We start from the raw sequence: 26,745 nt of genomic DNA, 5'->3' as shown, positions 1-26,745 counted from the left end.
GATTGGCGGCGGTCAGGGATTGGCGGCGATGGTGACGTTGTCCTGGTCGAAGCGCCGCCAGTCCTGCTCGGCCGTGAGCCCGTTGCGGAAGAACCGGCGGACCTTGAGCTCGTAGGCGTCGGCGGTCGCGAAGTCGAACTCGAACACGGCCGTGGCGTCCGCCGCGGCGAACTCGACGGCGTCCTCGAAGGACAGCCCGGCGAGCTCGTCCTTCGCGCGGGCGTCCACGTGGATGCGCTCCAAACCCTTGGCGGCGAAGTCGGCCGGGGACCGCAGGGTCACCGCACGGTGGCCGCGCAGGTCGGCCCGGACGAAGACGCGGCTCGCCAGGGTTGTCGACCACGGCCCCTCGAACACCGTGCCGTCCTTCATCAGGATGGTGATGCGGTAGCGGGTCTGGTTGACGGTGGGATCGACCCGATCGGCGATGAACGGCCGCGGCGTCTGCCCTGAGACGATCTCGACCGAGTCCTCGGCATGGATGCCGTTGGCCGGATCGTCGTAGACGAAATCGACCCACGCCCTGTCGACCTGATCGAAGTTGAGCGCGGGGACGACGCTGACCTTGAGCCGCCGGGGGAACGGGTCTGGGACGTCGACCTGCGGCCGGGTGAGCGGGGCGAACGGCGTGACATGGTCCCGGTGGTCGGCCGCCCGGTAGGTGAGCCGCGCCATGACCGCCCCCGCGGGCGGGCCGACGAGGAAGCGCTGCCACTCCGCGGCCGGCTTGTCCGAGGTGAGCCGTACGAGGTCGTCCTGCCGGACCAGGTGGGCCGGGTCGTCGTAGCGGAGCTGCACCTCGACCTGCGGGTAGCGGTCCCAGGGGAAGCCAGGAAGGGACAGGACGGGGATGGTCTCCAGGGAGAACAGGTCTCGCGGCTCGATGCCCTCGGTCTCGCCGAGGACCTGGGTGGTGCCGGAGACGAGTTTGCCCGGCCGCTCGCCCGCGTCGGCCGGCTTCAGGTCCACCACGAAGCTGAGATCGACCGGCTCGATGAGCCGCCCGTCCACGAGGGCCGACGGCCACTGCGCCTCGCCCGTCGGCGTGGCCGGGTCGAGCCGCACCGTCTTGGTCTGCCCGTGGTAGGTCAGCGTGGCGGTGATCGAGCGGACCGGGTCGTGGGCGAAGTCGGCCTGGGAGATGACCTGCACCTTGCGCCGCTGGAACCAGGGGTCGTCGGCGTCGATCGGCAGCACGAGCCGGTCGCGGTCGAGCCCCGCGCCGAAGACGCGGAACAGGCCGTCGAGATGCCCCTGGGGGTAGATGGTCCGCCGGGCGGTCGTCCGTTCCGAGAAGTCGGCGTCGAGGCGCTTGGCGTCGACCCGGGTGTAGTGCGTCTTCTTGTAGGTGAAGACGCCGAGCGGCGTGGTGCGCTCCGGCGAGAACGACTTGATGACGTCGCGCGCCTTGTCCCAGCCGTCGGGCGGCTGCCGGAGGGGGTCGATCGAGCTCTCGAAGAAGGCGTCAGTGATCATGTCGCGGGCGCGCGCGGCGGCCGCGTCCCTGCGCTCCAGAAGGGTGCCGGTCTCGTCGTCCTCGGGAACGGTGGTGTCGACCTCGAACCGGATGGCCCTCTCGTCCTCCAGGCGCTCCATGACGTTCTGGATCTGGATGTCGGTGAACTGGCCCTCGTGGCCGAACGTCTCGTCGAGGATCTCCTGCGTCCGGTCCCAGTCGATCGTGAGCCGCACGTGGTAGGCGGGCCGGAGGGCCAGGTAGTCGAGGCTGTAGACGACGCCGATCGGCGCCAGCTCCCCGGCCATGGCCTGGTCGAGGATCGTGACCCCCCGCTCGTCGAGCTCGACGGAGAACGCCGCGCGGTTGTCGCCGTACAGCGCGGGCTTGGCGGCGTGCTGTACGGCCCGCACGAACCCCGGGCCGCCCCCGTCGCCCGTCTCCCCGAAGATCATGAGCTTCACCGAGCCGTCGATGACGGGCACCGGAGCGAGCCGCGGCGGCTCGGAGAGGCCGGCGAGCCGCTGGAGCTCGCGCCGCACGGTCTCCAGCCGGTCGGCGGACATGCCGAGGTCGACGTCGAACTCGGCGAAGCCCCCGTTGCGCGTCGCGGACCTGAACTTGATGAGGAGGAACTCGGGGACCTCGATCCCGCCGTCGGTCCTGGTCACGAACCGCGGCGCGAGCGGCAGGTAGTAGAACTGCAGCGGGTCGAGATGGTCCCGCATGATCGACACGCCGTCGATCAGGTAGTACGGCGGTGCCTCGAAGAGCATGGCCGGGTCCTTTCCGGTCAGGCGGGGAGCTCGATGATCAGGTCCGCGTCGGTGACCGGTCCCGGGGACTCGACCTCCTTGCGGCTTCCGTCGGCCATGAAGAACTTCGCCTTCCACGTGTAGCTCTTCTGGGTCTTGTCCTGGATGGCCAGCTCGAAGGCCTGCTCCGTGCCGGGCTTGCGGAAGGTGAAGCTGCCGCGCTCGTCGATGCCGTGGCCGGGGTCGGTGTAGTGGATCTCGACGGTGGCCAGCTTCACGAGGGTCCAGTCGATGAGGTCGGGGACGATCTTGACGCTCAGCGTGACCGACTCCTCGCCGAGCAGCAGCGTCTTGCCCGTGACCGGTAGGTCGCCGCTGTCGGTGGACGTGCCCTCCCGGAAGGTGGTGATGGCGCGGTAGGTGACCGCTCCCTGCCGCTCGTCGATGACGGGGAACGACCAGTCGAAGAAGCGCTTGTCCTTCTGCAGCGCGATGGACGTCGACTGGCGGTAGTCGTTGCCCTCGTCGGCGTACGACAGATCGACGAAGATCGTGTCGATCCGCCGCTCGAAGTCGCCCCGGGTGCGGAGCTGGACCGTGCGCGTCGCGGAGAAGGGGTCGTCGACGTAGAACCGCTGTCCCTTGAGGCCGGTCAGCTGCTTGACGTACTCCCGGCCGTCCTGCATGAAGTACTTGATCGAGCCGCCGTACGGCTGGACCGGCTTCAGCAGCAGCTCCTTGACCGTGGCCTTCTTGGTGTCCTTGTCGATCTGGAAGCGGTTCACCGGGGGCACTCCGGGCGCGACCTCGGGGTGCTCCAGCGTGAGGACGGCGCGGGTGACCTGGTCGAAGTTCATGTCGCCCACTTCGATGTCGACCAGCCACAGGCCCAGCTCGTCCACGTTGATCTTCAGGTCGTTGGTGTCGTCCTCGATCCATTCGGACGTGAACACCCGGCTCTCGCCCTTGTAGTTGACGACGTACTGGTACTTGAACTTCGTCGAGCCGCCGCTGATGAAGGCGTTGAACTTCCCGACGTCGTCGGCCTTGCGGAAGCCGAAGGTCTGGATGCCGTGGTCCCTGGTGTGCGGCGGATAGTCGATCTTCACGTCCACGCTGAAGATCGGCAGCTCGACGAAGTCCGCGTTCACCTGGATCGTGAGGTTGAGCTGGCGGAAGAACGGGTCGTCGAGGTCGACCTCCATCGAGTAGTCGGTCCAGGTGAACCCCTGGCTGACGAGCGACTGCATGTTGGCCTGCGGGTGCACCTCGACGGTGGTGACCTGGTTCTCCTTGACCTCGATCCGGACGTCCGACCGCTTGTCCACCAGGACGCTCCGCTTGATGTTCTCGAAGTCGTCGTCGCGGACCTTCGAGAAGTCGCGGTTCTCCGGCGGGACGGCCTCCAGCAGGTTGCGCTTGACCGCCTCGTCGAGCTGCCGCTCGACCGACCCGCGCACGATGTCGAGCAGCTTGGCGGTCTCGGGGTCGGCGTTCGGCAGCGCGCCGGGGTCGACTTCCACGATCCGGGACTCGGAGTTCCGGAAGATCTCGGTGACGTGCTCGCTGAAGTCGTCCTCCGACCAGAAGTTCTCCTCGAAGTCGACCTCCTGGACGAAGTTGTAGAACTTGGTCGCGACCCAGGTGCCGACGGCCCGCACCGGGGGCATCCGGGCGGCGAAGGTCAGGTCGTACACGACCCGGACGCCGCCGGCCCCCTGGCTGCTCATCACGGCCTCGAAGACGGGCGCGCCGAACTGGGTGAGCTCCGCCGAGATCGCCACGACGTTGTTGCCGTACATGGACGGCTTGCCCGCGTTGTTGACCCTCTGGACCAGGTCGCCACTGGCGGCGAGCACCTCGACCGTGACGTCGGCCGTGGTGACCTGGGGTTTGGTGAGGACGAGCTGGTTCGGGTCCACCGGCTGCGCGCCGGGGCCGCGGCGTGCGGTGATCAGCTGGGCCAGCTTCCCGCGCACCGTCTGCTCCTGCTGGTCGGTGAGCGCCAGCTCGATGTCCATGAAGACCAGCGCGGCCCCCACGTCGCCGCTGGCCAGCGGCTTGAGCGTGCGGTACTTGACGAACTTGAAGACGGCCTTGCCGGCCTCGCGCCGCAGGATCGGCACCTTCGGCAGGATGTGGAACCGCAGGTCGTCGCCGTCGTCCAGATAGGCGGTCGCCTCGGGCAGGTCGATGGCTCCTTGGAGCAAGAGCATGGATTCCTCCTGGTCGTGATCTCTTCTTTTGCGGGGGTCACTGGGTTTCGAGCAGGTCGGCGACGTCCCGGGTCCGCACCGTGACGCCTGCGGCCGCGGCCACCTCGCCGACCAGGCGGAGCCGATCCCTGGCTCCCCCGAGCGCGGCCTTGACCGCCGCCGCCTGGGCGGCGTCGAGCGTGGCGGACAGCGCGGTGGTCCAGGGCGGGAGGCCTGAGCTGGTGCCCTCGGCGACGGGGGCCCAGCCGCCGTCCGGCTTCCTGACCTCCACGGCGACCCGCCGTACGGTCACCGGCGCGGGGCGGAGATCGGACCCGGCGGGCAACCCCCGCCGCATGGCGTCCCGATCCTGGTCCGGCACGTCGAGGCGGGTGGTGACCTGCAGGAACGCCACGACACCCGCCTCGACGAGGCCGATCGCCCGCCCCCCTCCCGGCAGGCGATCGAGGAAGGGGCCGGGAGGGACGTACGTCCAGACGCCCGGCTCCGCGTCGTCCGGCCAGGCCTCGACCCCGTTCAGCACGATCGCCTCGGGGGGATCGACGGCGATGACCAGCCCCTCGGCGGGGGCGACCGGCGCCGACCACGGCCCCGCAGGCCCCGGAACGCCAGCGGTCACCACCCGCCACACCACGCCGGGCTGGAACGGGGAGGTGGCGATCCAGCGGATCTCGCCCTCCCCTCGCAGCCGTATGGTCCGCGGCGGCCCGGCGTCGCCTTCGGCCCGCCACTCGACCTGGACGGGCGGCTTACGGCAGATGAGGCGCGCCTGATGCGCGCCGAATCCCGGCAGGGTCACGGGGTCGAGGTCGAGCCGGTCGGGCCCGTCGACAGGCAGCTCGATCGTCCGTCCCGGCCCGGTCGGCCGGATGATCACGCGGACGGGCGGGTCCCCGGGCACGCGCGGCACGGCGGCCAGCGGCGTCGCCACGTCGAGCCGCGCCTGCGTCCGCCCCGCCGCCGTCACCACCTCGGCGACGGCCAGAGCGGTCAGGGCCTCCGACGCCCGGACCACCGTCAGCGGCAGCGGGAAGGCGGCCGGCCCGAGCAGCAGGTGCCGGTCCGTCGCCGGCTGCCACGGCCCGGCGAGCTCAGCGGGCCCGCCAGCCGCCCCTGACACCTCCGATGCCCCCGCCGGCACATCGAGCAGCGCGCGCAGCCGCACCTCGGCGCCCAGGTCCCCGAGGTGCGACTCCTCCCCGGGCGCGAGGACGACGTGCGCCGTGCCGGTACGGCCGGGCGGCTCCAGAGTGGCTCCGGCGGTGACCTGCTGGAGACGCAGGGGCGGCGCGGGAGGCACCCGCAGGTCGGCGAAGAGCGCGAGCAGGCCGGACACCGGCTCGGGCAGGTTGGCGGCGAACTCCACGGAGACGTGACCGGCGGGCAGGGGGGGCACCGTGATCCGGCGCACGTGCCGGTCGAGGCTGCCGCCCGAAAGCGCCCGCGCCGTGGAGAACGGGTCGACGCTGACCACCCGGTCGACGAGCACGGCGGTGGGCACGGCGAGATCGACGTGCTCCCGGCCCGGCGCCACCTCGTCCGGAGAGCGCAACCGGTAGCGGATCTCCGTGGACAGCTCCGGGCGGGCCAGCAGCTCCTTCAACCGCAGGGCCAGCGTCTCCGCCCGCCCCTCGCCTTGCCCGGCAAGCAGGGCGCCGAGGGCCTCACCCAGCTCCTCGAGGGTGAGGGCCGCCCCCTCGCCCACCCGCCCGGCCAGCCGTACGGCGAGGTCGTGCGGGTCGACGGTGACCGCCAGGGGCAGCCGCGGCGCGACCGCGCGCAGGGTGAGGCGCAGCGTCGCGGTCACCAGCAGGGTGGCGTCCTCGACGAGCCGCGCCGCGAGCGTGGCGGCCTCCGGGGAGAGGATCGCGGCGACCCTGGCCCGTGCCAGCAGGCCGGGGGCGAGCTCGAACGCGGGGACGAGCACCTGTTCCGCCACGCGGCCGAGCCTGGCGGTGAACTCCAGCACGCCTCCCCGCACCTCGGCCTCGGCGAGCCTGATGATCTGCCCCTGCGCCACGGCGGCCGCCCCGATCTCGGGCAGGCGGGTGCCGACCGCGAACCCGGCCTCGATCCGCCCGTAGGGCGGCTCCTCACCGCGGACCAGCGTCACGAGCAGCGCCGCCGAACCGTCCGCCTGCCGTTCGAGGTCCAGGACGTCCGGTACGGCCACCGCCAGGCCGTTGTCGTCGAAGCCGCGGAAGACGGCGCCCGGCAGTGAGGTGAGCGGCGCGCCGAGGTCAGGCAGGCCGGTGAGCAAGCCGGTGAGCAGGCCGGTGGGGGATGTCATCACGCACCGCCCGTCCCGGGGGCCGTCTTCATGGGCAGGAGGATGGTGGCGTCCGTCTCGCGCCATTCGCTCACGCCGACGCCCCCTGACTGCCACAACGTCTCGGTGCGGTAGCGCAGCGGAGGGATCGGAGCGCCCGTGAGCAGCGGCTGCACCGGCACGCGCACGGTGGTGACGGCGCTGAGCTCGGTCTCGGTGAGCCGGACCGTGCCGCCGCGCTCCACGACCACCACGAACATCGCGACCCGATCACCCGAATCACCCGGCGGGCCGGCGAAGAGGGCCGGGACGGCCTCCACCCGCACGTCCCGGGTGAGCTGGGGCTGGGCGCTCCGGTCGAACACGAGGGCCCAGATCGCCTGGCGGTCGGGCTCGGCCACGGCGTCGCTCTGGTCGAGCGCGATCGTGTCGGCGCCGCCCTCCGGCAGGGACGTTTCGGGCACCAGACGCACGTCCACGCCCTCGCCGGCCGCCAGGACCGCATCGCCGGGGAGTCCCTCGATGCGGAGCGGGACGCGCCGGTCCCCGCAGAGCGCCACGGCCACGAGCCGTCCCGGCCGCACCGGGCTCTCGATGGCGTTCGTCAGGCGGGCGGTGATCCGCGTGGCGGAGCTCTCGGTCGGGGTGAGGGCGAGCACGTCGCCTGCCGTGCGGTCCAGGCGCAGCTCGAGCGGCACGTCGTCGGGGGTGCCGCCGCCCGCCCCGACCCGCACCTCTCCCCGCAGCAGGCTGAGGGAGGCCCCGAAGAGCGCGTCGTAGACGAGGCGGAAGTCCTCGATCCCCAGCGTCTCGGCGTGGGTGACGCCGAGCTCCAGATCGATCTCGGCCGCGGGCCGTTCGGTCAGGGCGGACGACGGGGCGCCGCCTTCGGGCAGCGCGAGCCGCAGGACGGGCTGGGCGTCCGGCAGGATCTCCAGGCGCACCGGCCCGGAAGCGCCTTTCGCTCTGGCCTCCTGCTCCAGGATCGGCCGGGCCGCCTCCAGCCGCTCCCGCTGGAGGACCGGCTGGGCGGAGAACTCCATGGTCACGCGCACCGCGTCTTCGGACGCCGCGCCCGTGGCCCGCACCCGCAGAGCCGGTGGACGGCCCGCGCTCGCGAGCCGCGCGAGGAGGAAGCGGTCGGGCAGGTAGTAGTACCGCTCGGGACGCGCCGGGTCCTGCCAGTAGGAGTGGCTGCGCCCGTCGAAGGGCACCCGGACGCGGCCCATCGGGCGCAGGCCCCCGGGGTCTCCCCCGAGCCGCTCCCGCTGGGCGTCGGAGAGGACCAGCGGGGTCGGTGGAGCGGTCCATTCCAGGAGCAGCCGTTCCTGGCGGTAGCCGGGCAGGCCGTCCTCCAGCGTCTCCCCCGTCGGCACGCCGACCGTCACCCCGCGGCCGACCACGAGGGACACGGCCGCCTCCAGCGAGGCGAGCGCGGCGAGGACCTGCTGGCGCAGCCCCGGAGTGGTCAGCGGCATCTCGGCGGTCACGACCGTCTGCGTGGCGTCGAGGCGCACGCTGGGGAACGGCAGCTCCAGCACGAGGGACTCGCCGCTGATCACGGGGACGCGGTATTTCATGGAGACGCTGATGACGTGCGGCAGCTCGGCGACCCCCGGCCCCGCGGCGGGCGACGGCGCCTCGACGAAGGTCAGCATGAGAGTGGCCGTTCCGTCGCGGTCGGCGATGACGACGCGCGGCTCGTCGGTCGTGCCCACCTTGTCGAAGGCGAGCGAGTAGCGCGGCAGCGCGTACTTGACGGTTCCGTCCGGGCTTTCGAAGAGATCGCCGTCGGTCGGCGCGGCGCGCGGCGCGATGGGGACCGTCAGGTCTCTCCGGTGCGCCGACGCCGGGACCGGCGGCCGGACCACCGCCGGCGGCCACTGGAGGTCCGGGTCGACCCAGAAGATCCGGTCGGTGAGCAGGGGGTCCTTCCAGAGGATCGGCGGATCGTCGAGCCGTGGGAACTCCGGCGGGTCGGTGGCGATGCCGTCATGGCCGGGCAACCGTGCCCCGAGATCGAGACCGAGCGACCCCTCCCGTAGCCCCGTGCCCAGCGTCCCCTCCCGTAGCCCCGTGCCCAGCGTCCCCTCCCGCAGCTCCGTCCCCAGCCTGCCCAGCCTGCCCAGCCGCCGGCCTCCCGGCACCCGGAAGAGGTCTCCGATCTCGACGTCGCCGGTGAGTGCCTCGGGGACCGCGTCGAACAGGCCCAGATCGCTGTCACCGGGATTGAATACGAAGGACGTCGCCCCGTTGTCGGTCGTCACAGCCACGCTCCCGCCGTTCGCTTGTCTCGTGACGAGAGTGCGGGGCCACGCGGGAGCGCCGCATGAGTAGGGGCCTACTCCATTGGGGCCGCGCCCAACGGGACCGTGCCCAATGGGACGGTGGCAACCAGTGAGGTGCCGGTTCCGGCGGGGCTGGTGACCTCCATGCTGCCGCCGAGCGCCTGGACGCGGTCTCTGAGCCCCACGAGGCCCGACCCGTTGCCGGGGTCGGCCCCTCCTATCCCGTCGTCGCGTACGGAGATCCGGACGGCGGAGTCGTCCACGCTGAGATCGACGCGGGCGACGGAGGCCTGTGCGTGCTTGGCGATGTTGGTCAGCGCCTCGGCCACGACGTAGTAGGCGGCCGCCTCGACGCGCTCCGGGAGGCGCCGGTCGGCGTGGAGACTGAGCTCCACCGGTACGGCGGAGCGGCGCGAGAGCATCTTCAGCGCGGGCCCGATGCCGCCCTTGGAGAGGATGGCCGGGTGGATGCCGCGGGAGAGCTCCTGCAGCTCTTCCAGCACGCCGGTCATGCCCTGAACCGTGTGGGACAGCTGCGCCTTGAGGTTCACCAGTTCGGGCGGCACGGTGGCCTCGGCGGCCCGCAGTTCGAGCCCGAGCGAGACGAGGCGCTGCTGGGCCCCGTCGTGCAGATCGCGTTCGATCCGGCGCCGGGTGTCGTCGGCGGCGGCGATGACGCGGGCACGGGAGGCGGCGAGCTCGTCCCGGGCCTCGGCGTTGGAGATCGCGGTCGCGACGAGCTTGGTGAAGTCGAGCATGCGCCCGCAGGTGCTGTCCGGCTCCGGCTCTGGGGACAGGAAACCGGCCACGATCACGCCCCACAGGCGCGCCTCGACGATGATCGGGGTGCCGACCGACGCGCCGATGCCCCGCTCCCTGATCCACGCGGACATCTCTCCACCGGCGCCGTCGTAGTCCGTCACGCGCGCCGGCCGCCTGGTCCGCAGCACCAGCGCCGAGACACTCCGCTCCTCGAGCGGCCAGCGCGAGCCGAGCGGGAGCACGAAGTCCGGGCCGCGATCGCTCCACGAGCCGGTCACGACCACCGACCGGTCGGGCTCGTAGCGGGCTATCGCCGTACAGTCCGCCTTGAGGAGGAGACCGACCTCGAAGGCGACGGAGCCGAAGAGCTCCGCGGCCGACACGCCGCGGGCCACGAGCGTCGCGACCCGCCGGAGCGCTGCCTGTTCCGACGCGATGCGGCCCAGCTCGTCACGGGCGAGGTCGGCCTCCTGGCGCCGCCGGTCGGCGTCGAGCGCCAGTGAGCGCATCAGCGACGCGCCCAAGCTGGTGATGAGCGCGACGATCAGGAAGATGGGGAGCGGCGCCCACGCCCATTTATCCCTGATTTCCAAGGTGCCGAAAGGCGGAAGGTGGAAGAAGTCGAAGGCGAGACCGCTGGCGATGGCGGTCGCCAACCCGAGGCCAAGGCCCCAGATGACCGAGACCGCGAGGACGCCGAGGAGATAGATGACGCCGAGAGAGCTCTCGGGCGCGACGGGCTTCAGCACGTATGTCAGCAAAGTTTCCGCGACTATGCACGCGGCGGCGACCACGATCCCCAGTGTGCGGGACGGGCGCGTCGGGCGTAACAACAGCGACATCAGCCACGGGCGCATAATGGCTTCACAACTCCCGCTTCCACCGGGGCGCCCAGCGGATCTGGTTGACTACTTCCGCTGGCCGCTCCCGCCGTGCGGGCGATTGCTCGGATAGTCGAAAATGGTGTTATTGGGATTCAATCCCCAGCATAACGACTATTGAGGATGAGAGTCGACAAACCATTCGAAACAGGGGCGACGGGGCGGTGGACGAAGGCCGGACGCGCATCGCGCTGGCGGACGACGACGTACTGCTGCGCGAGGGGCTGGCGAGCCTGCTCGAGCGGTCGGGGTTCGAGGTCGTCGGCCAGGCGGCGGACGCGCCGGGGATCGTCACCATCACCCGCGAGCACCGCCCGGACCTCGTCATCCTCGACATCCGGATGCCGCCGGGGCACGCGGCCGAGGGCCTCGACGCGGCCCGGGTGATCCGCGCGGAGTTCCCGGACACGGGCATACTCCTGCTGTCGGCGCACGTCGAGGTCGAGCAGGCGATGGAGTTGCTCGCGACCGGGCGCAGCGTCGGCTACCTGCTCAAGAGCCGGGTCACCGACGTGGCGGACTTCATCGAGACGGCCGGGCGGATCGTCAACGGCGGCGCGGTCGTCGATCCCACCCTGGTGCGAGAGCTGATCACCACGCGCCGCAGGAACGACCCGCTGGAGTCGCTCACCAAGCGGGAGCGCGAGGTGCTGTCGCTGATGGCGGAGGGCCGGTCGAACGCCGGGATCGCCCACCAGCTCTGGATCACCGAGGGCACGGTCGAGAAGCACGTGCGCAGCATCATGTCGCGGATGCGGCTCCCGGAGACGGAAGACGACCACCGGCGCGTGCTCGCCGTCATCACCTTCCTCCAGGCGGTCTAGTCCGGTCAAGTCCGGTCAAGAGGGCCGGTCAGGTACCCCCCTCACCATGATCATGCAGGGTTTCCCGGGAAGCTCGGGGGACGTGGGGTTCCCCGGATCGTGATCATGCATGGATTCCGCCGTACGCGGTCTGATCAGCGCCGACACCGTTTGTGATCATGCGGTGCCCGTCCGTCGGGCGCACCCTCGTACTGCATGATCACGCCACAAGGGCGGGGCGGAAGGGGCCCGCACCTTCTTCCCTCACCAGACCGGCGCTCTAGTCGCGGCCGCTCCGCTCGAGGATCTCCTGGATGGCCCTCGCTGAGAGATCCGGCTTGGGGAGGAACGCGACGGCGGGGCTGGCCTCGATCATGTCCGCGAAGTCCCTCTGCGAGTAGGTCGAGATCAGGATGACGCTGGGCGGCTCCACGTCGGTCGTGTGCGAGAGCCGCGAGGCCACGTCGAAGCCGCTCTCCTCCCCCAGGTCGATGTCGACCAACGCGACAGTGGGCCGGAGCTCGCCGGCCTGCCGGACGGCTTCGGCGCTCGTCGATGCCTCGCCGACGACGGTGATTCCCTCGTGTTCGAGCAGCCGGCGGGCGGCTTCCCTGAAGCGATCGTTGTCGTCGACGATGAGGCAACACAGGGCCACGACCCCAGGATCGCAGGAATCCGCGGGTACGGCATTGCAGCCAGCAGGAATGTCCCGGGTGCCGTTGGCATGGCCCCGAAATGGGGGCTGTCGGCGCAGACGGCGAATGCCCGCCGCCGTGATGGTGGAGGAAACAGCCACGCTTCACGCCCTTGGGGGAAGGAATGCCGAGTCATCGCTCCCACAGAACATCAGCCAGGACAGGCGCTCAGGCGCTTCAGCGGCGCATGTCGTGGGTTCTTCCCCGGGACGTCGCGTCGGTGTCCACCGCGCGGCGCCGGGTCCGCTCGCAGCTGGCCGCCTGGGGTTACGGCGGGCAGCACGAGGTCGCCGAGCTGCTCGTCAGCGAGCTGGTCACCAACGCCCTGTGCCACGGATGGGGAGAGCCCGTCCTCACCCTCGTCCTCCGGGGCGGCACGCCCCGCTGCGAGGTGCGGGACGACAACCCCGAGCCGATCTCCGATACCGGCCGGGGGCTGCTCCTGGTGGACCGGCTGTCCCGGTCATGGGGGAGCCGCCCCTCGGATGCCGGACGGCCGGGAAAGGTCGTCTGGTTCGAGCTGCCCGCTCAGCCGTACCCACTGAAAGACCCACCGAAGAACCTGCTGAAGGACAGGAGTTCCATGCCATGCGGCGAATTCGCATCGCCAAGCCGAGGAAACCAGCGCCTCAGATCGACTTGGACCTGCGGACCCCGGCAGGACGGCGACTTCCGTTTTGACCAGACCGCGTGCTGACGCGGATCAGGCGTCGCCCTGGGCGAGCCTGGCGAGCAGCCGGTGGAACACGTCACCGAGCTGGTCGAGCTCCTCGTCGGTCAGCGGATCGAAGAAATAGCGCCGGACGGTCTCCACGTGCTCCGGCGCGGCGGCCTCGATGGCGGCCCGGCCGGCGGCGGTCAGCCGCACCATCGAGCCCCGGGCGTCTTCGACGCACTCCTCGCGGGTGACGAGCCCCCGCTTCTCCATCCGGCCGACCTGGTGAGACAACCGGCTGCGGTCCCACCCGACCGACAGGCCCAGGTCGCGCGCCCGCAGGGCGCCCTCGGGCGCCTCGGACAGCGGCACCAGCAGCGCGTAGTCGGCACCGGACAGACCCGCGTCGCGGACGAGCTGCCGGTCCAGCGCACTCTGCAGCTCTCGGCGCACATCGCGATAGGCCTGCCAGATGCGGGCCTCCCGCTCGTCAAGCCATCGCGGTTCCGTCATGACGGTCATGATAAGCCTTTTGTTGATACGTCATGTTGTCTCGTCCCGGCCTGAGGAGCCCAGATGTCTAGCCGACGTGGACGTGCGGGCGCCGCTCGACGTCGGGTTCGGCCTGCCGCAGGACCTCGCGGGTCAGCGGCGGCACGTCTCCCCCGCCGAACATCAGGTAGCGGAGCATGGCCACGATCGGATTGCCCTCGGCCCAGTGGAAGTAGATGTGCGGCGCCCGGCCGGTGCGGTCCCGGAGGTAGAGCAGCAGCGCGGCGAGCGCGTTCGGGACCGTCGAGCTCTCGATCCTCAGGATGCGATGGCCGTACCGCTCCTCGCCCTGGACCCGCAGCTCGGTCTCGAACTCCGAGGCGTCCGGCACGGTCACCTCGACGAACATGACCGGCTCGGAGGTGCGCAGGCGATGGTTCAGCCACTGCTCCCGGAGCTTGTCGTTGTACTCGGTCTGGTTCCGTTCGTGCGGCTCATTGGCGATCAGATGGATGTCGCCGCACGCCTCGATGACGAACCGCTCGGCGAGCGGATCGAGATGCACCTCGGTCACCCGAAGCTCGGTGGAGCGGGTGGCCCGCGAGACCAGCGAGGTGACGATGATCGCGACGATGAAGAAGAAGGCGATCTTGACGCCGTCCGGCCGCTCGAAGACGTTGGCAACCAGGGTGTAGGCCAGCACCACGCCGATCAGGGAGAACGCGATCAGGAGCCTGACCTGCCCCGCCCTGGCCGCGGCTATGGCCACCGCGACGTTGGCCGACATGAAGAGCACCAGAACCCCCGTGGCGTACGCACCGCCCTGCGCCTCGACGTCGGCGCCGAAGATGATCGTGATGGCGAACGCGATGACCATGAAGACCAGCACCAGAGGCCGTACGGCCCGCGTCCAGTCGGGGGCCATGCCGTACCGGGGAAGGTAGCGGGGCACGAGGTTGAGCAGCCCGGCCATCGCGGACGCGCCCGCGAACCAGAGGATCGCGATCGTGCTGACGTCGTACAGCGTGCCGAACCAGTCGCCCAGGAAGCCGTGGGCGAGATAGGCCAGGGCGCGGCCACTCGCCTTGCCGCCCTTCCCGAACTCCTTCGCCGGGATCAGGACGGCGGTGACGAAGCTGCTGAAGATCAGGAAGACGCTCATGATCAGGGCGGCGACGGTGAGCAGTCGTTTGGTGCCCTTGATCCGCCCCGAGAGGCCGCCCTTGACGAGCGGCATCACGGCGACACCGGTCTCGAACCCGGACATCCCGAGCGCCAGCTTGGGCATCACCCACAACGAGACGGCGATCATGCCGATCGGGCTGCCGTGGTCGGTGGTCAGCACGTTCTGCCAGCTCACGACGAGGTCCGGCTGGCGCATCACGTGGAGCAGCCCGACCGTGACCACGACCGCGTTGAGCACGAGATAGACGCCCACCAGCACGACGGCGATGCCGATGGCCTCGCGGAAGCCCTTCAGGAAGATCCCGCCGAGCAGGGCGACGAGCACCAGCGTGACGAGGACCTGGTGCCCCTCCAGGAAGCCCGGCACGAACGGGTTCTCCAGGATGTGGGCCGTCGCGTCGGCGGCCGACAGGGTGATGGTGATGACGAAGTCGGTGGCCGCGAAGCCGAGCAGGACCAGCACGAACAGCTTGCCCCACCACTGCGGGACCAGCTTCTCCAGCATGGCGATGGAGCCCTGCCCGTGGGGGCTCTCGACGGCGACCCGCCGGTAGATCGGCAGCGCGCCGAACAGGGTCAGCAGGACGAGAAGCAGGGTGGCGATCGGCGACAGGGCCCCCGCGGCCAGCGCGGCGATCCCCGGCTGGTAGCCGAGTGTCGAGAAGTAGTCGACGCCCGTGAGGCACATGACCTGCCACCACGAGTGCTGCTTGTGCGGAGCCTCGGGCCCGTGCGGACCCACCGCCTTCAGGTCCTCCTGCTGGAGCCCGTCCAGCAGCCACGCCCGCAGCGACCGGTTCCCGGCCGTCGCGGACTGCACCGACCCGGCCAACCCGTCACCTCACATCAAGCGCACACAAAGACGCAAAGCACCCTACTGAGGTCAGACTGGGATTCCCGTGATCATGGCGTCAAGAAAACGTATATATCCGTATGCCCCTCGATCGGCCGGCGTCAAGAACGCGTGGCGATACCGGGATCGGCCGTCAGGGTTCAGTCAGGAACGCCGCCGGAGCGTGACGAACGCCTCCATAGTGGGCCTCATGACGACGCGTTCGCTCGGGGAGGACCGACCTCCGGACATGAGGCCACGGCATGGTCGCGGCATGGAGCAGTTCCACCATCCGCGTTCCGTGTACGCCGGTCACGGCCCGTCCACACGGCCGACGGAGGAGCGCCGGCGTCTCCTTGAGGGTCTCACCGGGACGGTGCTGGAGATCGGCGCGGGCGACGGCGTCAAGTTCACCTGCTACCCGGACGCCGTCGCCCGGATCGTCGTCGCGGAACCCAACCCGTTCCTGCTTCCGACGGTCAGGACGGTCTGCTCGGACGCCCCCGTCCCGGTCGATCTGGTCACCCCGGCCGATCTCAGCCGTCTTCCCCTGCCGGACGAGTCCGCGGACGCCGTCGTCTGCTCGCTCGTCCTTTGTACGGCACGGCGCCTCGGCCGGACCCTGGCCGAGATCGGGCGAGTCCTCAAGCCCGGTGGCGAGCTGCGGTTCTACGAGCACGTGCGGTCGGCCAACCCGCTCGCCGCGATGGCCGAGAGCCTCGTGACCCCCCTGTGGTCGCAGGCCTGCGGCGGCTGTCACCCCGCCCGGGACACCGTGATCGCCATCGAGGAGGCGGGCTACGCCGTCGGGCGCGTCGACCGGTTCGCCTCCCACGGGATAAGCCATGTCCTCGGCACCGCCCGGAAATCGCGCGCAGCTAGTTGAACGGCTGGACCTTCTGCGAGATGTTGCAGGCGTGTGGCGTCTTCTTGCAGAAAGCGGCCTGGGTATAGGTCTTCTCGCTGACGCTGATCGAGATCTGCTGCGTGCCGCGCATGATGGTCGGGCTCTTCACCGCCGAATACCTCTTGTGGCGCTTGCCGTTCTCGTTGTGGGTGTTGCCGTTGCCATGCTGACCCTGCCCACCATGCGAGCCCTGCGGCCACCCGGCGCTCGCCTCCGCCTCCGCCTCCGGCGGCGTGACGGCCCCCGACATCACGATCGCGAGCGCGGTCAACGGCAATAGCCGTACGGCCACGCCGGAAATCCCACTTGCCCCACAACGACTCGTCATTTCAATCCCTTTCGGTTAGACCTGCGACATCCCCCTCCTTACCCCGCGACCTGCGATTCCATTGGTGCCCGTGTGCACGTTCGGCCGTCTGTGGTTGACCGTGGGTGACCAGGATCGCCGAACGGACACCCCGCTCACCTCACGACGCCCGTTGATCCTTGGTCTGGCACTACGGTAAACACCTCGGCCCGACGCTGGACGCCTGATGAGGCCGCTCATCCTGCTGGACGTGGACGGGGTGCTCAACCCCTCCCGGCGCTCGTCGCCACGCTTCCGCCGTTACGACGTTGTCCTGGACGGCGAGCCGTACAAGGTCCTGCTCGACCCTCGGGACGGTTCCCGGCTCCGGAACCTGGCGGCAGCGGCCGACGCCGAGCTGGCTCTCGGCCGGGCCCGTGAATGGCTGATGATCCCCCGCCGCTGAGAGTGGAAAACCGATCGACCTCCGCGGGGCCCGGATGACAGGCTCGTGCCGTGTTCGAAGCAGCGGAAGTCCTGCGCGTTCTGACCCTGTTGCGTACGGCGGGCTGCGAGGTCTGGATCGGTGGCGGCTGGGGAATCGACGCCCTGGTGGGCCGGGTCACCCGGGAGCACCGTGACCTCGACCTCGCCCACCGGGCCGAGCAGGAGCCCGTGGTGATCGGAACGCTGGAACAGGCCGGCTACGCGGAGACCGGCGACGCCCTGCCCTGCCTGTCGGCGGCCCAGCAGGTCCACTTCCACCAGGGGTACGAGCCGACCGACCGGGACCGGCACGACATGGCCCAACTCCGCGCGGCGTTCGGCGGCGCGGCCGGCACATGGTGATCGTGCAGCGGGTCGTGGTCCGGTGGACCAAGCGGGGGCGCGGCGCCGGCGAGGCCGCGCGCCGGCGCGAGATCCCCTCGGCGTTCGAGCTGCCGCCGATGCCGGACGGGCCTCTTCTCCTCCACGACGTGCTCGCCGACGAGCGGACCGGATATGCCGCCACCAGCGCGGCCGGCGCCCATTCCCTGCCAGGGCGGCTCAACGGGCTGCGGTTCGAGGAAGCGCCGCAGTCCGGGCTCCGAGTCGCCCGGTCTCCGGTGTGGGCCGCGTATCCGGCGAATCGGCACCCGGGGCAGGTGTTCCTCCTCCGTCCGGGAGACCGGGCCCGTTATCGGGCCAACTTCCGCTTCAGCGGCGCCGGCGTCGAGTGGTACTACGAACAGTGGACCGTCAACATCGCCTGCGCGCCCTGGCGGCACGACCTCTTCCTCACCGAGGAGTTCGACCACGAGAAGGACGAGCGGGTCTCCCTGTACGGGGGACGCCGCTGACCCGCTGGAGGACCCTGTGACGACCTGCCCGCACCCCGAGCGATCCGGGCCCGCCGACCTGCTGTACGCGGTGCGGCACGGCCAGAGCACCGGCAACGCCGCCTTCGCCGCCGCCGAGATCGACGGGACGGCGGTCATTCCCTCCGACGACATGGCGATCTCGCTGACCGGCCTGGGTGAACGGCAGGCCGCCGCGGTGGGCCGGTGGCTGGCCGCTCTAGGCGAGGACGAGGCCCCCGACATGGTGTGGTGCTCGCCGTACCTGCGGGCCGGGCAGACCTGGCAGATCGCCGAGCGGGAGCTCGGCGCCGCGGGCCGGCCGCTGCCCTGCCATCGAGTCGACGTACGGCTCCGCGACCGGGACCGCGGACAGCTCAAGCACCTGCACCCGGCCGTCGTGCGGGAACGGTTTCCCGGCGAACCGGCGAAGGAGGCCCGCGACACCCTGCGCTACCGGCCGCCCGGCGGTGAGTCGTTCCTCGACGTCGCCGAGCGGCTCCGCGGTGTGCTGGCCGACGTCGAGGCCGACCACCGCCACCGTCGCGTGCTGATCGTGGCCCACGACGCGGTCGTGCTGTTCTTCCGGCAGATCCTCGAACGGCTCACCGACGCCGACATCCTCGCCATCGCCGGGATCGGCCTGGCGGGCAACGGCTCCATCACCACCTGGCGGCGGGCCGCCGGCGGTTACCGGCTCCTGGCCTACGACGACCGTTCCCATCTGCCCGGCTGAGTCACTTGATCGCCGGAGAGATCCCGTAGCGGCCGGCGAAGGCGGCGAGCTGCTCCACCGCCTGCCGGGACCGCCGCGCGGGACGGACGATCAGCCGGTGGACGCCCAGCTCCTCGAACGCCGCGACCTGCTCCGGCGGCGCCTCGAAGGCGCTCACCGTCAGCTGGAACGGCCCGGGGTCGCGACCGGCCTCGTCGAGCATCCGCCGCAGGCGCTCGATCTGCGGCCGCGCGCTCTCAAGCGTGTGCGGCATGCTGATCCACCCGTCGCAGAGCCCTACGGCCCGGCGCAGCGCGGCGGCGCTCTCCCCGCCCGCGAGCAGCGGAGGGTGCGGCCGGGAGATCGGCTTCGGCTCGAACACGACCCTGTCGAAGGAGTAGAACCGGCCCCGATGGCTGACGACCGGCTCGGTCCACAGCCGCTTCGCGACCTCGATCGCCTCGTCGAGACGCGCGCCGCGGGTGGCGAAGTCGAGCTCCAGGGCGCGCCACTCCTCCGCCATCCACCCGGCGCCCACGCCGATGACGGCCCGCCCGCCGGACACCCAGTCGAGCGTGCCGAACGCCCGCGCCGCGACCAGCGGGTGCCGCAGCCCGAAGAGGTAGACGTACGTGCCCAGGAGCACGTGACGGGTGCGCGCGGCGATGGAGGCCAGGAAGGTGGGGGCGTCGAACAGCGGCGTCTCGGGCGGCACCGGGGGGCGCCCGTCCGCCGCGCCGGGGTAGCCGGAGTCGGCCATGTCCGTGGTCAGGACCAGGTGCTCGGGCAGCCACACCGACTCGTAGCCGAGCTCGTCGGCGGCGACGGCCACGTCCGTCCAGACCGCCGGGTGCAGCAGCCCCAGGTTGACTCCGAAGCGCATGGACGTGAGCGTACATCTAGCAAGCGCTTGGCCGCCGCACCCCTTCGCGAAGCGGATAATCTACCCTAAACCCATACCAGTGCGTGATATATCCCACATTCGCGACAAATCGGAATCTATGCCCCTAAGTACGGTGTTCGTTCTCCCGAGAATGCCTAAAGAAGGGCAAACCCGTGCCTTTACCTGCGGCGACGCTGCGATCTCTCAACCACCACAATTACCGGCTCTGGGCAGGGGCCGACCTCGTCTCGGTCACGGGCACCTGGATGCAGGTGCTCGGGGTCAACTGGCTCATCCTGTCCGCGACCGGTTCGGCGACCAGCGTGGGCCTGAGCCTGGTGCTTCAGGCGCTCCCCACGCTGCTGCTCGGGCTGTGGGGCGGCTCCCTGGCCGACAGGCTCCCGACCCGCCCGGTCGTGCTGGTCACACAGATCGCCCACGCGATCGTCGCCGCCACCATCGCATGTGCCGCGATGAGCGGTCCCACCTCGATGACGCCGATCTACGGACTCGTCCTCGCCAGCGGCGTGGTCAGCGCGATCGGCGGCCCCGCGCTCGGCAAGTTCGGCGCGGAGGTGGTCCCTCCGGCGGACCTGCCCAACGCCATGGCGCTCGGCTCGGTCATCAACTCGGCGGGCCGCATCCTCGGCATGAGCCTGGCCGGAGTGCTCCTCCCCCTCACCGGCGCGGGCGGTCTGTTCCTCATCAACGCGGCGAGCTTCTTCGCCGTGATCGCGGCGATCGCCGCCATGCGCTCCTCCGAGATGCACCGGCTCGTGCCCACCGAGGCGAGCGCGGCCAGCGTCCGTGCCGGGCTCTCCTACGTGCTCCGCACGCCTCGGCTCGCCGTACTGCTGGCGCTGGCACTGGTCCTCGGCAGCCTGGGCCGCAACTACCAGGTGACCATGGCCGCCATGAGCGCGGGCCCGCTCCACGCGGGACCGGGCGGGTACGGCCTGCTGTCGACGGTCTTCGCGATCGGGACGGTAGCCGGAGGCGTGATCGCGGCCGGTCGTCGTCACCTCACGGTGGGCCTGCTGCTCGGCACGGCCCTGCTGACCGGCGTCGCGCAGACCGCGAGCGGGTTGATGCCGGGCATGACGACCTTCGCCTCGCTGATGGCCCCGATCGCCGTCGGCGCCGTGATCATCGACACGACGTTCGGCGCGCGTGTCCAGCTGGACAGCCCCGATCACATGCGCGGGCGCGTCATCGCCGTCCAGGGCGTGGTGAGCGCGGGCGCCGGCGCGATCGGCGGCCCCCTGCTCGGCTGGCTCTGCGACGGCATCGGCCCCCGCCTCACCCTCGGCACCACGGGAATGGCGGTCATGGCCGCCACGCTGGTCGCCGCCGTCGTCCTGGCCCGCCTGGCGAAGGTCCGGCTCGGCAGGGCCGTCACCGTTCCGGTGCAGGGGCTCCTGTTCCGCCGCGTCCCCGCCGAGCAGGCCCCCGCCCTCCGCTGAGCTTGTCGCCGATGTTACGCGGGCGTGAACAGAAGTGATCAGGTCGGAGACACGCCCTCGGTTCCCCTGTCGCAGAGGAAGCGGTGATCGACCGCACCTGACGGCGATCGATGCCATTCACGCAGCTCTCGCGGGATCGGCACCTGGTTACGTTCGCCGAGCACCGTCTGACGCCCCTCCCCTGAATGGACACCAGGCCGTCGAGAGAGATTCGCGAGCATTGACCGCCTTGTTTATCGGGTGATAGTTGTATCTAGCTGGGCAGCCCCCCGACCCAGGAGTCCGAGATGGTTATGCGGTTGTTAATTGAGACAAAACAACCCGCGAGCCTTCAGCTCAAAGTCGCACCAATTGCTAGTGCGCTTGCCGGCCTATTTTTCGTCAAGAATTCAAATAACCGGTCCGGCGTCGGCCATGACTCAGCGTCACATGTTCACGTCACCCGCTGCCGGCCCCGGCCGGCAGCGGCCCGCCCGTGTCCGGCCACCCGGGCCGTGCGCGCCCACACCTGGGAGACCCGCGCGCGCCTGCGCGACGTGCTGGAGGCCGACCTGCGCTATCGGATGTCGCGACTGGCGAACGGAGGGTTGCCGCTGCTGCTCTCCGATCTCAACCCGGGCATCCGCCTGGACGGTTCCACGCTCCTGGTGGACACCATGTGCGACAGCGAGCACAGCACCAGCACAAGCAACCTGATCCTGATGCCCGCCGTGCTGCGCGACCGGGTCATCGTGCTGCTCACCGAAGCACAGCCGAGGACCGCGGTGCTCTTCTATCCCGTATCTGGGATGCCCACGGCGCGGCCGTCCGCGGGACCGTACGTCTCGTCCCTTCACGACCTGGCCAGACTCGCCCCGCCCGCCGACCGGTACGTGGTCGGCCATCTGGCCTCGGCACTCGTCGGACCCCGATGTGGGTCCTGTTCGTGACCATCTGGTCTTCCTCCACCGCGTACGGTTAGAGGCCGGGCCCCCGATTGCAGTATCCTGTTAGCACTATCGCGTTTGCAGCTTCCCCGCGGGAGCCTCACACTGGTCTCATGAGTCCTGTTTGAGGTTCCGGGAGAGACTGTGAAGCGCTATACGGTGACGATCGCGCCGGAGGCCGGCGAAGAGGCGGCGCGCGCGACTCGGCCAGAGATGGTGGTACGCATCGAGGTGGTCCACGGGGAGCCCCACGTCGTCGAGCTGACCGTGCGGGCCACCGCGGGAGCCGACCTCACTAGTGGCGACCTTCCTTCGGTCGATCTGGAGAGCCTGGCCCGCGCGTTCGCGACCCAGTCGTCGCCGGCGGCGCCGCTGACGGCCCCCGCGCCGCCGGCCGCCCAGGCCTCCGCGCGCCCGCGCCGCACACGCCGCGCGGCGGCCACGGCGATGGCGGTTCCCGGCGCCAGGGCATACCGCAAGATGCCCGATCCGGACGAGCTGCAGCAGGTTTACGCCGACACCGGCAGCATCGCCGGAGTCGCCAAGCACTACGACGTCCCGAGTCACACGGCGCAGGGGTGGATCGGCCGGCTGCGCCGCCGGGGAGCCATATCAGCCGAGTGAACGCCGCAGCACCGGCACGGCCTGCTCCAGCCACGGGCCGAGTTTGCCGTCGAGCGCGTCGAACTCGGCTTCGAGCAGGCACAGCGCCGGGGCCGGCACGCTCGCGCCGACCTCGGCCAGCAGCGGGCCGAGCATGGTCTCGGCGACCTGACCATGCCGAGGGCTGGCGGCCGTCATCAACGGCACGGCCACCACATCCCGCAGGCCGCCCTTCGGCAGCAGGTCGATGAAGAGTTTCAGCAGTCCCGTGTAGGCGGCCTTGAACGTGGGACTGGCCACGAGCAGCAACCCCCCGGGCGTCCGCACCGCGGTCAGGATCTCGTCCAGGCCACCTCCCCCGTTCCACTGCCCGAGCAGGTCGGCCATCAGTTCGGCCAGATCGATCAGCCGCGGCTCGCCGACCGTCCCGCCCAGTGACGCCCCCAGCGCGTGCGCCGAGTGCACGGCGATCTGCCGGGTCCTCGAGTGCGGTTTCGGATTGCCGACGAGCACGTGGAACGGCGTCATAGCAACCCCCGCGCGCGCAGGATCGGCATGACGCCCTCGGCGAAGGTGTAGGCCTCCTCCAGATGCGGTTGCGCGGACAGGATCAGGTGGTTGGCCCCGGCCGCGTGGAACTCGGCGATCCGGTCGGCGACCTCGGCATGGCTGCCGACCAGGGCGGCGGCCGGGCCGGGGCGGGCCAGGCCGTACCCGGTCCAGACGTTGGGGTAGATCTCCAGGCCGCCGCCGTGCAGGGCGGCCATCCGCCGCTGGCCCTCGGACTCCGACGCCGCGAACCGGCGTTGCGCGGCGGCGATGGTCTCGGCGTCAAGGCCCGCGATCAGCCGGTCGGCCTCCGCCCACGCCTCGTCGGCCGTCTCCCGGGTGATCACGTGCAGCCGGGTGCCGCACGACAGGGCGCGCCCGTGTTCCTCGGCCTCCTGCCTGGCCTGTTTGAACATCCCGGCCAGCCCTCCCGGCGACTCACCCCAGGTCAGGTACACCTCGGCGTGCTCCGCCGCGGCCTGTCGCGCCGCGCCGGACGAACCGCCGAGGAACACGGTGGGCGGCACGGCGGGCGGTCTGGTCAGCAGCGCGTCGCGCACCTGGTAGTGGACGCCCTCGAAGGTGTACGGCTTGCCGTCCCACACCCCGGACAGGATCCGCAGGAACTCCCCGGCCCGGTCGTAGCGGGCGTCGTGGTCCAGCCAGTCGCCGAAGCGGTGCTGCTCGTCGGGGTCGCCGCCGATGACCACGTTGAACTGGAGCCGGTCGCCGGAGATCCGCTGGAAGGTGGCCGCCATCTGGGCGGCCAGCAGCGGCGCGACGAGGCCGGGCCGAATGGCGATCATGAATTTGAGGCGGTCGGTCTGGGCGGCGAGCGCGGAGGCGACGACCCAGGCGTCCTCGCAGAACAGCCCGGCGGGGGTCAGCACACCCTCGAACCCGAGCTGGTCGGCGGCGCGCGCCACCTGCCCGAGGTAGCCGAGCGTGGGCTTGCGCCGCGTGATGGTCGTCGAGCGCGGCCCGCCTCGGCGTTCGGCCAGGTCCCGTCCGTCGCCGTGCGATGGGAGGAACCAGTAGAGATGTAACGACATCACTACCTCTCAGTGAACTCGACGGGCATGGACGTGATGGCGTTCATGAAGTTGGAGCGCATCCGCCGTACGGGACCGGCGAGGCGCAGTCCGGGCAGGAGGGGGCGGAGTTGGTGGAGCAGTTCGGCGGCCTCCAGCCGGGCAAGGTGAGCGCCGAGGCAGAAATGCGGGCCGATGCCGAAGGCCAGGTGCGGATTGGGGGTCCGCGAGAGATCCAGCGTGTCGGGGGCGCCGAACACCCGCTCGTCCCGGTTGGCGGAGATGTAGTACAACACGACCTTGTCCCCGGCGGAGATCGGGCGGCCGTCGAGGACGGTGTCGCGGGTCGCCGTACGGCGGAACTGCATGATGGGGGTGACCCAGCGCAGGAGTTCCTCGACGGCCGACGGAACGAGGCCGGGGTCGGCCACGAGCCGGTCGCGCTCGGCCGGGTGGTCGAGCAGGGCGAGCACGGATCCGGAAATCAGATGCCGGGTCGTCTCGTTGCCCGCGATGACCAGCAGCAGCCACATCTGGGCCAGTTCGCGTCTGGTGAGCTGGTTGCCGTCGGCCTCGGCGGCCACCAGCCGGGTGAACAGGTCGTCGCCCGGGTCGCGACGGCGCGACTCCGCCAGTTCGGCCGCGTAGGCGTAGGCATCGGCGAACGTGCGCGCGTACACGTCGATCTGGCCGCCGCCGAATTCCGGGTCGTCGAAGCCGACCAGGTTGTTGCTCCAGGTGTAGAGCAGCCCCCGGTCCTCGCGGGGCATGCCGAGCAGGTCGGTGAGAACCAGCAGCGGCAGTTCGGCGGCCAGGTCGGTGACGAGATCGCCGCCACCCGCCGCCGAAAGGCGTTTCACCAGGGTCGCCGCGTGGTCGCGGACGGATTCGCGCAGCCGGGCGACCGCCCGCGGCGTGAACGCCGCGCTGACCAGCCGCCGGATCCGGGTGTGCCGGGGGGCGTCCATGTTGATCAGCAGCTGCCGGTTGCGTTCCAGGTCGGCGCGGCTGCGCGGGTCGGCGAGGAACGCGCCGCGTTCGGCCGAGGAGAACAGCGCCGGGTCGCGGGACGCGGCGTGCGCGGTCGCGTGCCTGGTCACCGCCCAGTAACCGGTCCCCTGCCGGGTTCTGGCCGTGCCGTCGGCCGCGTGCGCCACCAGCTCGGGCTCCTCGACCCAGGCGACGGGATCGTCACGGCGGCGGCGGGCGAACTCCTCGAACGGCACGCTCTCGGCGTAGGTCGCCGGATCGGCGAGCAGGGTGCTCATATGCGCCGCCCCGCGTGTTCCCAGTACGGCTCGCGCAGCGCCTGCCTGGCCACCTTGCCGGTGGGTTCACGGGGCAGGCCGGTGACGAAGTCGTACGAGCGGGGGACCTTGAACCCGGCGAGCTCGGTCCGGCAGTGCGCGTCCAGTTCGGCGTCCGTGACCTCGCTGCCCGGTTCGCGTTCGACGAGGGCCTTGACCTGTTCGCCGAACTCGGCGTCCGGGACGCCGATGACGACCGCGTCCCGCACGCCGGGGTGGGCCAGCAGCGCGGCCTCGATCTCGGCCGGGTAGATGTTGACCCCGCCGGAGACGATGATCTCGACGGACCGCCCGGTGAGGAAGAGGTACCCCTCGTCGTCGAGGTAGCCGACGTCGCCGACCGTGAACACCTCTGGCGCCACGTAGGCCTCGGCCGTCTTCTCAGGGGCCTTGAGGTAGCTGAAGGACCGCTTCGGGTTACGCCGGATGCCGACCCGCCCCTCGACGCCGCGCGGCGCCGGCTGCCCGTCAGCGTCGACGATGACCACCTCGTTGGGCGGCAGCGACCGGCCGACGCTGCCCGGCTTCTTGAGCCAGGCCGGCGAGTCGATGAGGGTGACGATGCCCGACTCGGTGGCCGCGTAGTACTCCCGGAACACGGGGCCCCACCAGTCGATCATGTCCCGTTTCACGGCGGGCGGGCAGGGCGCGCCGCCGTGCCAGATCCGGACCAGGCTCGTGCCGTCGAACGTCGTGTCGCGCAGGCGCAGCATGCGGATGAACTGGGTGGGGACGAGGTGGGAGATGGTCACGCCGTACCGGTCGATGAGGGCGAGGGTCTCGGCCGCGTCGAACTTGCGGCGCATCACCACCGAGCAGCCGCGCAGCAGCGGGTAGAGGGTGAAGAACAGCTGCGCCGAGTGGTACCAGGGGCCGACCAGCAGGCTCCGGCCACCTCGCGGGATCTCCAGCCAGTCCCCGAGGGCGGTCGCGGTCGCCGCGACCCGCTCGATCGGCGCGCCCACCTTGAGCAGGGTGGTGACGACGCCCTTCGGGCGTCCGCTCGTCCCCGAGGTGTAGAGCAGGGTCGCCCCCGCCACGGGCTCGCCGTCCGCCGACGGCAGGTCCGCGAGGTCGGCTTCGCAGTCCAGTACGGCGAGGCCTCCTGAGGCCTGGGCGACGTTCGCGGCATACGCGGGCTCGGTGACGACGAGGGCGGCCTCGGAGTCGGCCAGGATGTAGGCGATCTCCGGAGGGGTCAGCCGCCAGTTGATCGGCACCACGACCAGTCCCGCGTGCAGGCAGCCGAACAGCACCTCGTAGGTCTCCCGCCGGTTACCCAGCACCACGGCCACCCGGTCACCCGTACGGAGCCCGGCGCCGCGCAGAACCCCCGACCACAAATCGGCACGGGCCGCGAACTCACCCCAGGTCGACGACCCGGTGTCGTCGATAAGGGCGACTTCCTCATGGGGAAATCCGTCCAGCAGTACGGCCATATTTTGACTC

At 70.8% G+C, this 26,745-nt stretch carries 24 protein-coding genes; 10 read left to right on the top strand and 14 right to left on the bottom strand.

The window, feature by feature from the left end:
• Positions 1-12: 12 nt before the first annotated feature.
• The 5 genes from ABH927_RS12790 to ABH927_RS12770 all read right to left on the bottom strand — a co-directional run bounded on the left by ABH927_RS12790 (position 13) and on the right by ABH927_RS12770 (position 10,588).
• Positions 13-2,232 (bottom strand): hypothetical protein, encoded by a 2,220-nt coding sequence (locus ABH927_RS12790; RefSeq protein ID WP_370021133.1) that lies wholly within the window; start codon positions 2,230-2,232, stop codon positions 13-15.
• A gap of 17 nt (positions 2,233-2,249) precedes the next feature.
• On the bottom strand, positions 2,250-4,427 hold the full coding sequence (locus ABH927_RS12785) for a hypothetical protein (protein WP_370021132.1): 2,178 nt from the start codon (positions 4,425-4,427) through the stop codon (positions 2,250-2,252).
• A gap of 37 nt (positions 4,428-4,464) precedes the next feature.
• The gene (locus ABH927_RS12780) at positions 4,465-6,717 is read right to left on the bottom strand and encodes a hypothetical protein (protein WP_370021130.1); all 2,253 of its coding nucleotides are present in this window, start codon (positions 6,715-6,717) and stop codon (positions 4,465-4,467) included.
• Positions 6,717-8,963: a hypothetical protein gene (locus ABH927_RS12775; RefSeq protein ID WP_370021128.1), complete on the bottom strand. Its 2,247-nt coding sequence runs from the start codon at positions 8,961-8,963 to the stop codon at positions 6,717-6,719. Before ABH927_RS12775 ends, ABH927_RS12780 begins: the two co-directional genes overlap by 1 nt.
• Positions 8,964-9,037: 74 nt before the next feature.
• Positions 9,038-10,588 carry a DUF4118 domain-containing protein gene (locus ABH927_RS12770; protein ID WP_370021270.1) on the bottom strand — a complete coding sequence of 517 codons (1,551 nt, stop codon included), beginning with the start codon at positions 10,586-10,588 and terminating at the stop codon, positions 9,038-9,040.
• A 203-nt stretch (positions 10,589-10,791) separates the two neighbouring features.
• Here ABH927_RS12770 and ABH927_RS12765 point away from each other — a divergent pair, with 203 nt between their 5' ends.
• Positions 10,792-11,451, top strand: a complete 660-nt coding sequence (locus tag ABH927_RS12765; RefSeq protein WP_370021126.1) for a response regulator — start codon at positions 10,792-10,794, stop codon at positions 11,449-11,451.
• A 259-nt stretch (positions 11,452-11,710) separates the two neighbouring features.
• On the opposite strand, the gene ABH927_RS12760 is transcribed toward ABH927_RS12765, so the two are convergent.
• Entirely contained in the window at positions 11,711-12,085 is a 375-nt protein-coding gene (locus tag ABH927_RS12760) for a response regulator (RefSeq protein WP_370021124.1), read from the bottom strand.
• Positions 12,086-12,312: 227 nt separating this feature from the next.
• Between ABH927_RS12760 and ABH927_RS12755 the strand changes: the two genes are divergently transcribed.
• Positions 12,313-12,822 (top strand): ATP-binding protein, encoded by a 510-nt coding sequence (locus tag ABH927_RS12755; protein ID WP_370021123.1) that lies wholly within the window; start codon positions 12,313-12,315, stop codon positions 12,820-12,822.
• 6 nt (positions 12,823-12,828) lie between these two features.
• On the opposite strand, the gene ABH927_RS12750 is transcribed toward ABH927_RS12755, so the two are convergent.
• Together ABH927_RS12750 and ABH927_RS12745 are read right to left on the bottom strand one after the other, a co-directional pair.
• Entirely contained in the window at positions 12,829-13,293 is a 465-nt protein-coding gene (locus tag ABH927_RS12750) for a MarR family winged helix-turn-helix transcriptional regulator (RefSeq protein ID WP_370021121.1), read from the bottom strand.
• 67 nt (positions 13,294-13,360) lie between these two features.
• Complete coding sequence (locus ABH927_RS12745) at positions 13,361-15,289, bottom strand: amino acid transporter (protein WP_370021119.1); 1,929 nt, start codon at positions 15,287-15,289, stop codon at positions 13,361-13,363.
• Positions 15,290-15,563: 274 nt separating this feature from the next.
• Between ABH927_RS12745 and ABH927_RS12740 the strand changes: the two genes are divergently transcribed.
• The gene (locus tag ABH927_RS12740; RefSeq protein ID WP_370021117.1) at positions 15,564-16,175 is read left to right on the top strand and encodes a class I SAM-dependent methyltransferase; all 612 of its coding nucleotides are present in this window, start codon (positions 15,564-15,566) and stop codon (positions 16,173-16,175) included.
• Here ABH927_RS12740 and ABH927_RS12735 read toward each other — a convergent pair.
• Complete coding sequence (locus ABH927_RS12735; RefSeq protein ID WP_370021115.1) at positions 16,168-16,488, bottom strand: hypothetical protein; 321 nt, start codon at positions 16,486-16,488, stop codon at positions 16,168-16,170. The genes ABH927_RS12740 and ABH927_RS12735 overlap by 8 nt on opposite strands.
• 241 nt (positions 16,489-16,729) lie before the next feature.
• Here ABH927_RS12735 and ABH927_RS12730 point away from each other — a divergent pair, with 241 nt between their 5' ends.
• The 4 genes from ABH927_RS12730 to ABH927_RS12715 are packed head-to-tail and all read left to right on the top strand — an operon-like array spanning position 16,730 to position 18,555.
• The gene (locus tag ABH927_RS12730) at positions 16,730-16,948 is read left to right on the top strand and encodes a hypothetical protein (RefSeq protein ID WP_370021113.1); all 219 of its coding nucleotides are present in this window, start codon (positions 16,730-16,732) and stop codon (positions 16,946-16,948) included.
• A gap of 50 nt (positions 16,949-16,998) precedes the next feature.
• Entirely contained in the window at positions 16,999-17,331 is a 333-nt protein-coding gene (locus ABH927_RS12725; protein ID WP_370021112.1) for a nucleotidyltransferase domain-containing protein, read from the top strand.
• Positions 17,325-17,822: a hypothetical protein gene (locus ABH927_RS12720; RefSeq protein WP_370021110.1), complete on the top strand. Its 498-nt coding sequence runs from the start codon at positions 17,325-17,327 to the stop codon at positions 17,820-17,822. The genes ABH927_RS12725 and ABH927_RS12720 overlap by 7 nt, the downstream gene beginning before the upstream one ends.
• 16 nt (positions 17,823-17,838) lie before the next feature.
• Positions 17,839-18,555 (top strand): histidine phosphatase family protein, encoded by a 717-nt coding sequence (locus tag ABH927_RS12715; protein WP_370021108.1) that lies wholly within the window; start codon positions 17,839-17,841, stop codon positions 18,553-18,555.
• Position 18,556: 1 nt separating this feature from the next.
• On the opposite strand, the gene ABH927_RS12710 is transcribed toward ABH927_RS12715, so the two are convergent.
• Positions 18,557-19,417, bottom strand: a complete 861-nt coding sequence (locus tag ABH927_RS12710) for a TIGR03619 family F420-dependent LLM class oxidoreductase (RefSeq protein ID WP_370021106.1) — start codon at positions 19,415-19,417, stop codon at positions 18,557-18,559.
• Positions 19,418-19,590: 173 nt separating this feature from the next.
• Between ABH927_RS12710 and ABH927_RS12705 the strand changes: the two genes are divergently transcribed.
• The 3 genes from ABH927_RS12705 to ABH927_RS12695 all read left to right on the top strand — a co-directional run bounded on the left by ABH927_RS12705 (position 19,591) and on the right by ABH927_RS12695 (position 22,430).
• On the top strand, positions 19,591-20,880 hold the full coding sequence (locus ABH927_RS12705) for an MFS transporter (protein ID WP_370021104.1): 1,290 nt from the start codon (positions 19,591-19,593) through the stop codon (positions 20,878-20,880).
• Positions 20,881-21,374: 494 nt separating this feature from the next.
• Positions 21,375-21,809 (top strand): hypothetical protein, encoded by a 435-nt coding sequence (locus ABH927_RS12700; RefSeq protein WP_370021102.1) that lies wholly within the window; start codon positions 21,375-21,377, stop codon positions 21,807-21,809.
• A 141-nt stretch (positions 21,810-21,950) separates the two neighbouring features.
• The gene (locus ABH927_RS12695) at positions 21,951-22,430 is read left to right on the top strand and encodes a hypothetical protein (protein WP_370021100.1); all 480 of its coding nucleotides are present in this window, start codon (positions 21,951-21,953) and stop codon (positions 22,428-22,430) included.
• Here ABH927_RS12695 and ABH927_RS12690 read toward each other — a convergent pair.
• Genes ABH927_RS12690 through ABH927_RS12675 form a run of 4 tightly spaced genes read right to left on the bottom strand, consistent with a single transcriptional unit; the run spans position 22,419 to position 26,735 of the window.
• Positions 22,419-22,937: an NADPH-dependent FMN reductase gene (locus ABH927_RS12690; RefSeq protein WP_370021099.1), complete on the bottom strand. Its 519-nt coding sequence runs from the start codon at positions 22,935-22,937 to the stop codon at positions 22,419-22,421. The genes ABH927_RS12695 and ABH927_RS12690 overlap by 12 nt on opposite strands.
• Positions 22,934-24,010, bottom strand: a complete 1,077-nt coding sequence (locus tag ABH927_RS12685) for an LLM class flavin-dependent oxidoreductase (protein WP_370021097.1) — start codon at positions 24,008-24,010, stop codon at positions 22,934-22,936. The genes ABH927_RS12690 and ABH927_RS12685 overlap by 4 nt, the downstream gene beginning before the upstream one ends.
• 2 nt (positions 24,011-24,012) lie before the next feature.
• On the bottom strand, positions 24,013-25,257 hold the full coding sequence (locus ABH927_RS12680) for a cytochrome P450 (protein ID WP_370021096.1): 1,245 nt from the start codon (positions 25,255-25,257) through the stop codon (positions 24,013-24,015).
• A complete protein-coding gene (locus tag ABH927_RS12675; RefSeq protein ID WP_370021094.1) occupies positions 25,254-26,735 on the bottom strand; it encodes an AMP-binding protein in 1,482 nt (493 codons plus the stop codon). Before ABH927_RS12675 ends, ABH927_RS12680 begins: the two co-directional genes overlap by 4 nt.
• Between the last annotated feature and the right edge of the window lie 10 nt (positions 26,736-26,745).

The organism is Planotetraspora sp. GP83, from assembly GCF_041262585.1.
Lineage (GTDB): Bacteria > Actinomycetota > Actinomycetes > Streptosporangiales > Streptosporangiaceae > JAOEGB01.
This window is presented reverse-complemented; position numbering and strand designations above follow the sequence as displayed.

Coding starts and splice junctions, on each gene's coding strand:
- ABH927_RS12790 (WP_370021133.1), bottom strand. CDS start 2,232: ATGCTCTTCGAGGCACCGCCGTACTACCTGATCGACGGCGTGTCGATC.
- ABH927_RS12785 (WP_370021132.1), bottom strand. CDS start 4,427: ATGCTCTTGCTCCAAGGAGCCATCGACCTGCCCGAGGCGACCGCCTAT.
- ABH927_RS12780 (WP_370021130.1), bottom strand. CDS start 6,717: ATGACATCCCCCACCGGCCTGCTCACCGGCTTGCTCACCGGCCTGCCT.
- ABH927_RS12770 (WP_370021270.1), bottom strand. CDS start 10,588: ATGTCGCTGTTGTTACGCCCGACGCGCCCGTCCCGCACACTGGGGATC.
- ABH927_RS12755 (WP_370021123.1), top strand. CDS start 12,313: ATGTCGTGGGTTCTTCCCCGGGACGTCGCGTCGGTGTCCACCGCGCGG.
- ABH927_RS12750 (WP_370021121.1), bottom strand. CDS start 13,293: ATGACGGAACCGCGATGGCTTGACGAGCGGGAGGCCCGCATCTGGCAG.
- ABH927_RS12740 (WP_370021117.1), top strand. CDS start 15,564: ATGGAGCAGTTCCACCATCCGCGTTCCGTGTACGCCGGTCACGGCCCG.
- ABH927_RS12730 (WP_370021113.1), top strand. CDS start 16,730: ATGAGGCCGCTCATCCTGCTGGACGTGGACGGGGTGCTCAACCCCTCC.
- ABH927_RS12720 (WP_370021110.1), top strand. CDS start 17,325: ATGGTGATCGTGCAGCGGGTCGTGGTCCGGTGGACCAAGCGGGGGCGC.
- ABH927_RS12710 (WP_370021106.1), bottom strand. CDS start 19,417: ATGCGCTTCGGAGTCAACCTGGGGCTGCTGCACCCGGCGGTCTGGACG.
- ABH927_RS12690 (WP_370021099.1), bottom strand. CDS start 22,937: ATGACGCCGTTCCACGTGCTCGTCGGCAATCCGAAACCGCACTCGAGG.
- ABH927_RS12685 (WP_370021097.1), bottom strand. CDS start 24,010: ATGTCGTTACATCTCTACTGGTTCCTCCCATCGCACGGCGACGGACGG.
- ABH927_RS12680 (WP_370021096.1), bottom strand. CDS start 25,257: ATGAGCACCCTGCTCGCCGATCCGGCGACCTACGCCGAGAGCGTGCCG.
- ABH927_RS12675 (WP_370021094.1), bottom strand. CDS start 26,735: ATGGCCGTACTGCTGGACGGATTTCCCCATGAGGAAGTCGCCCTTATC.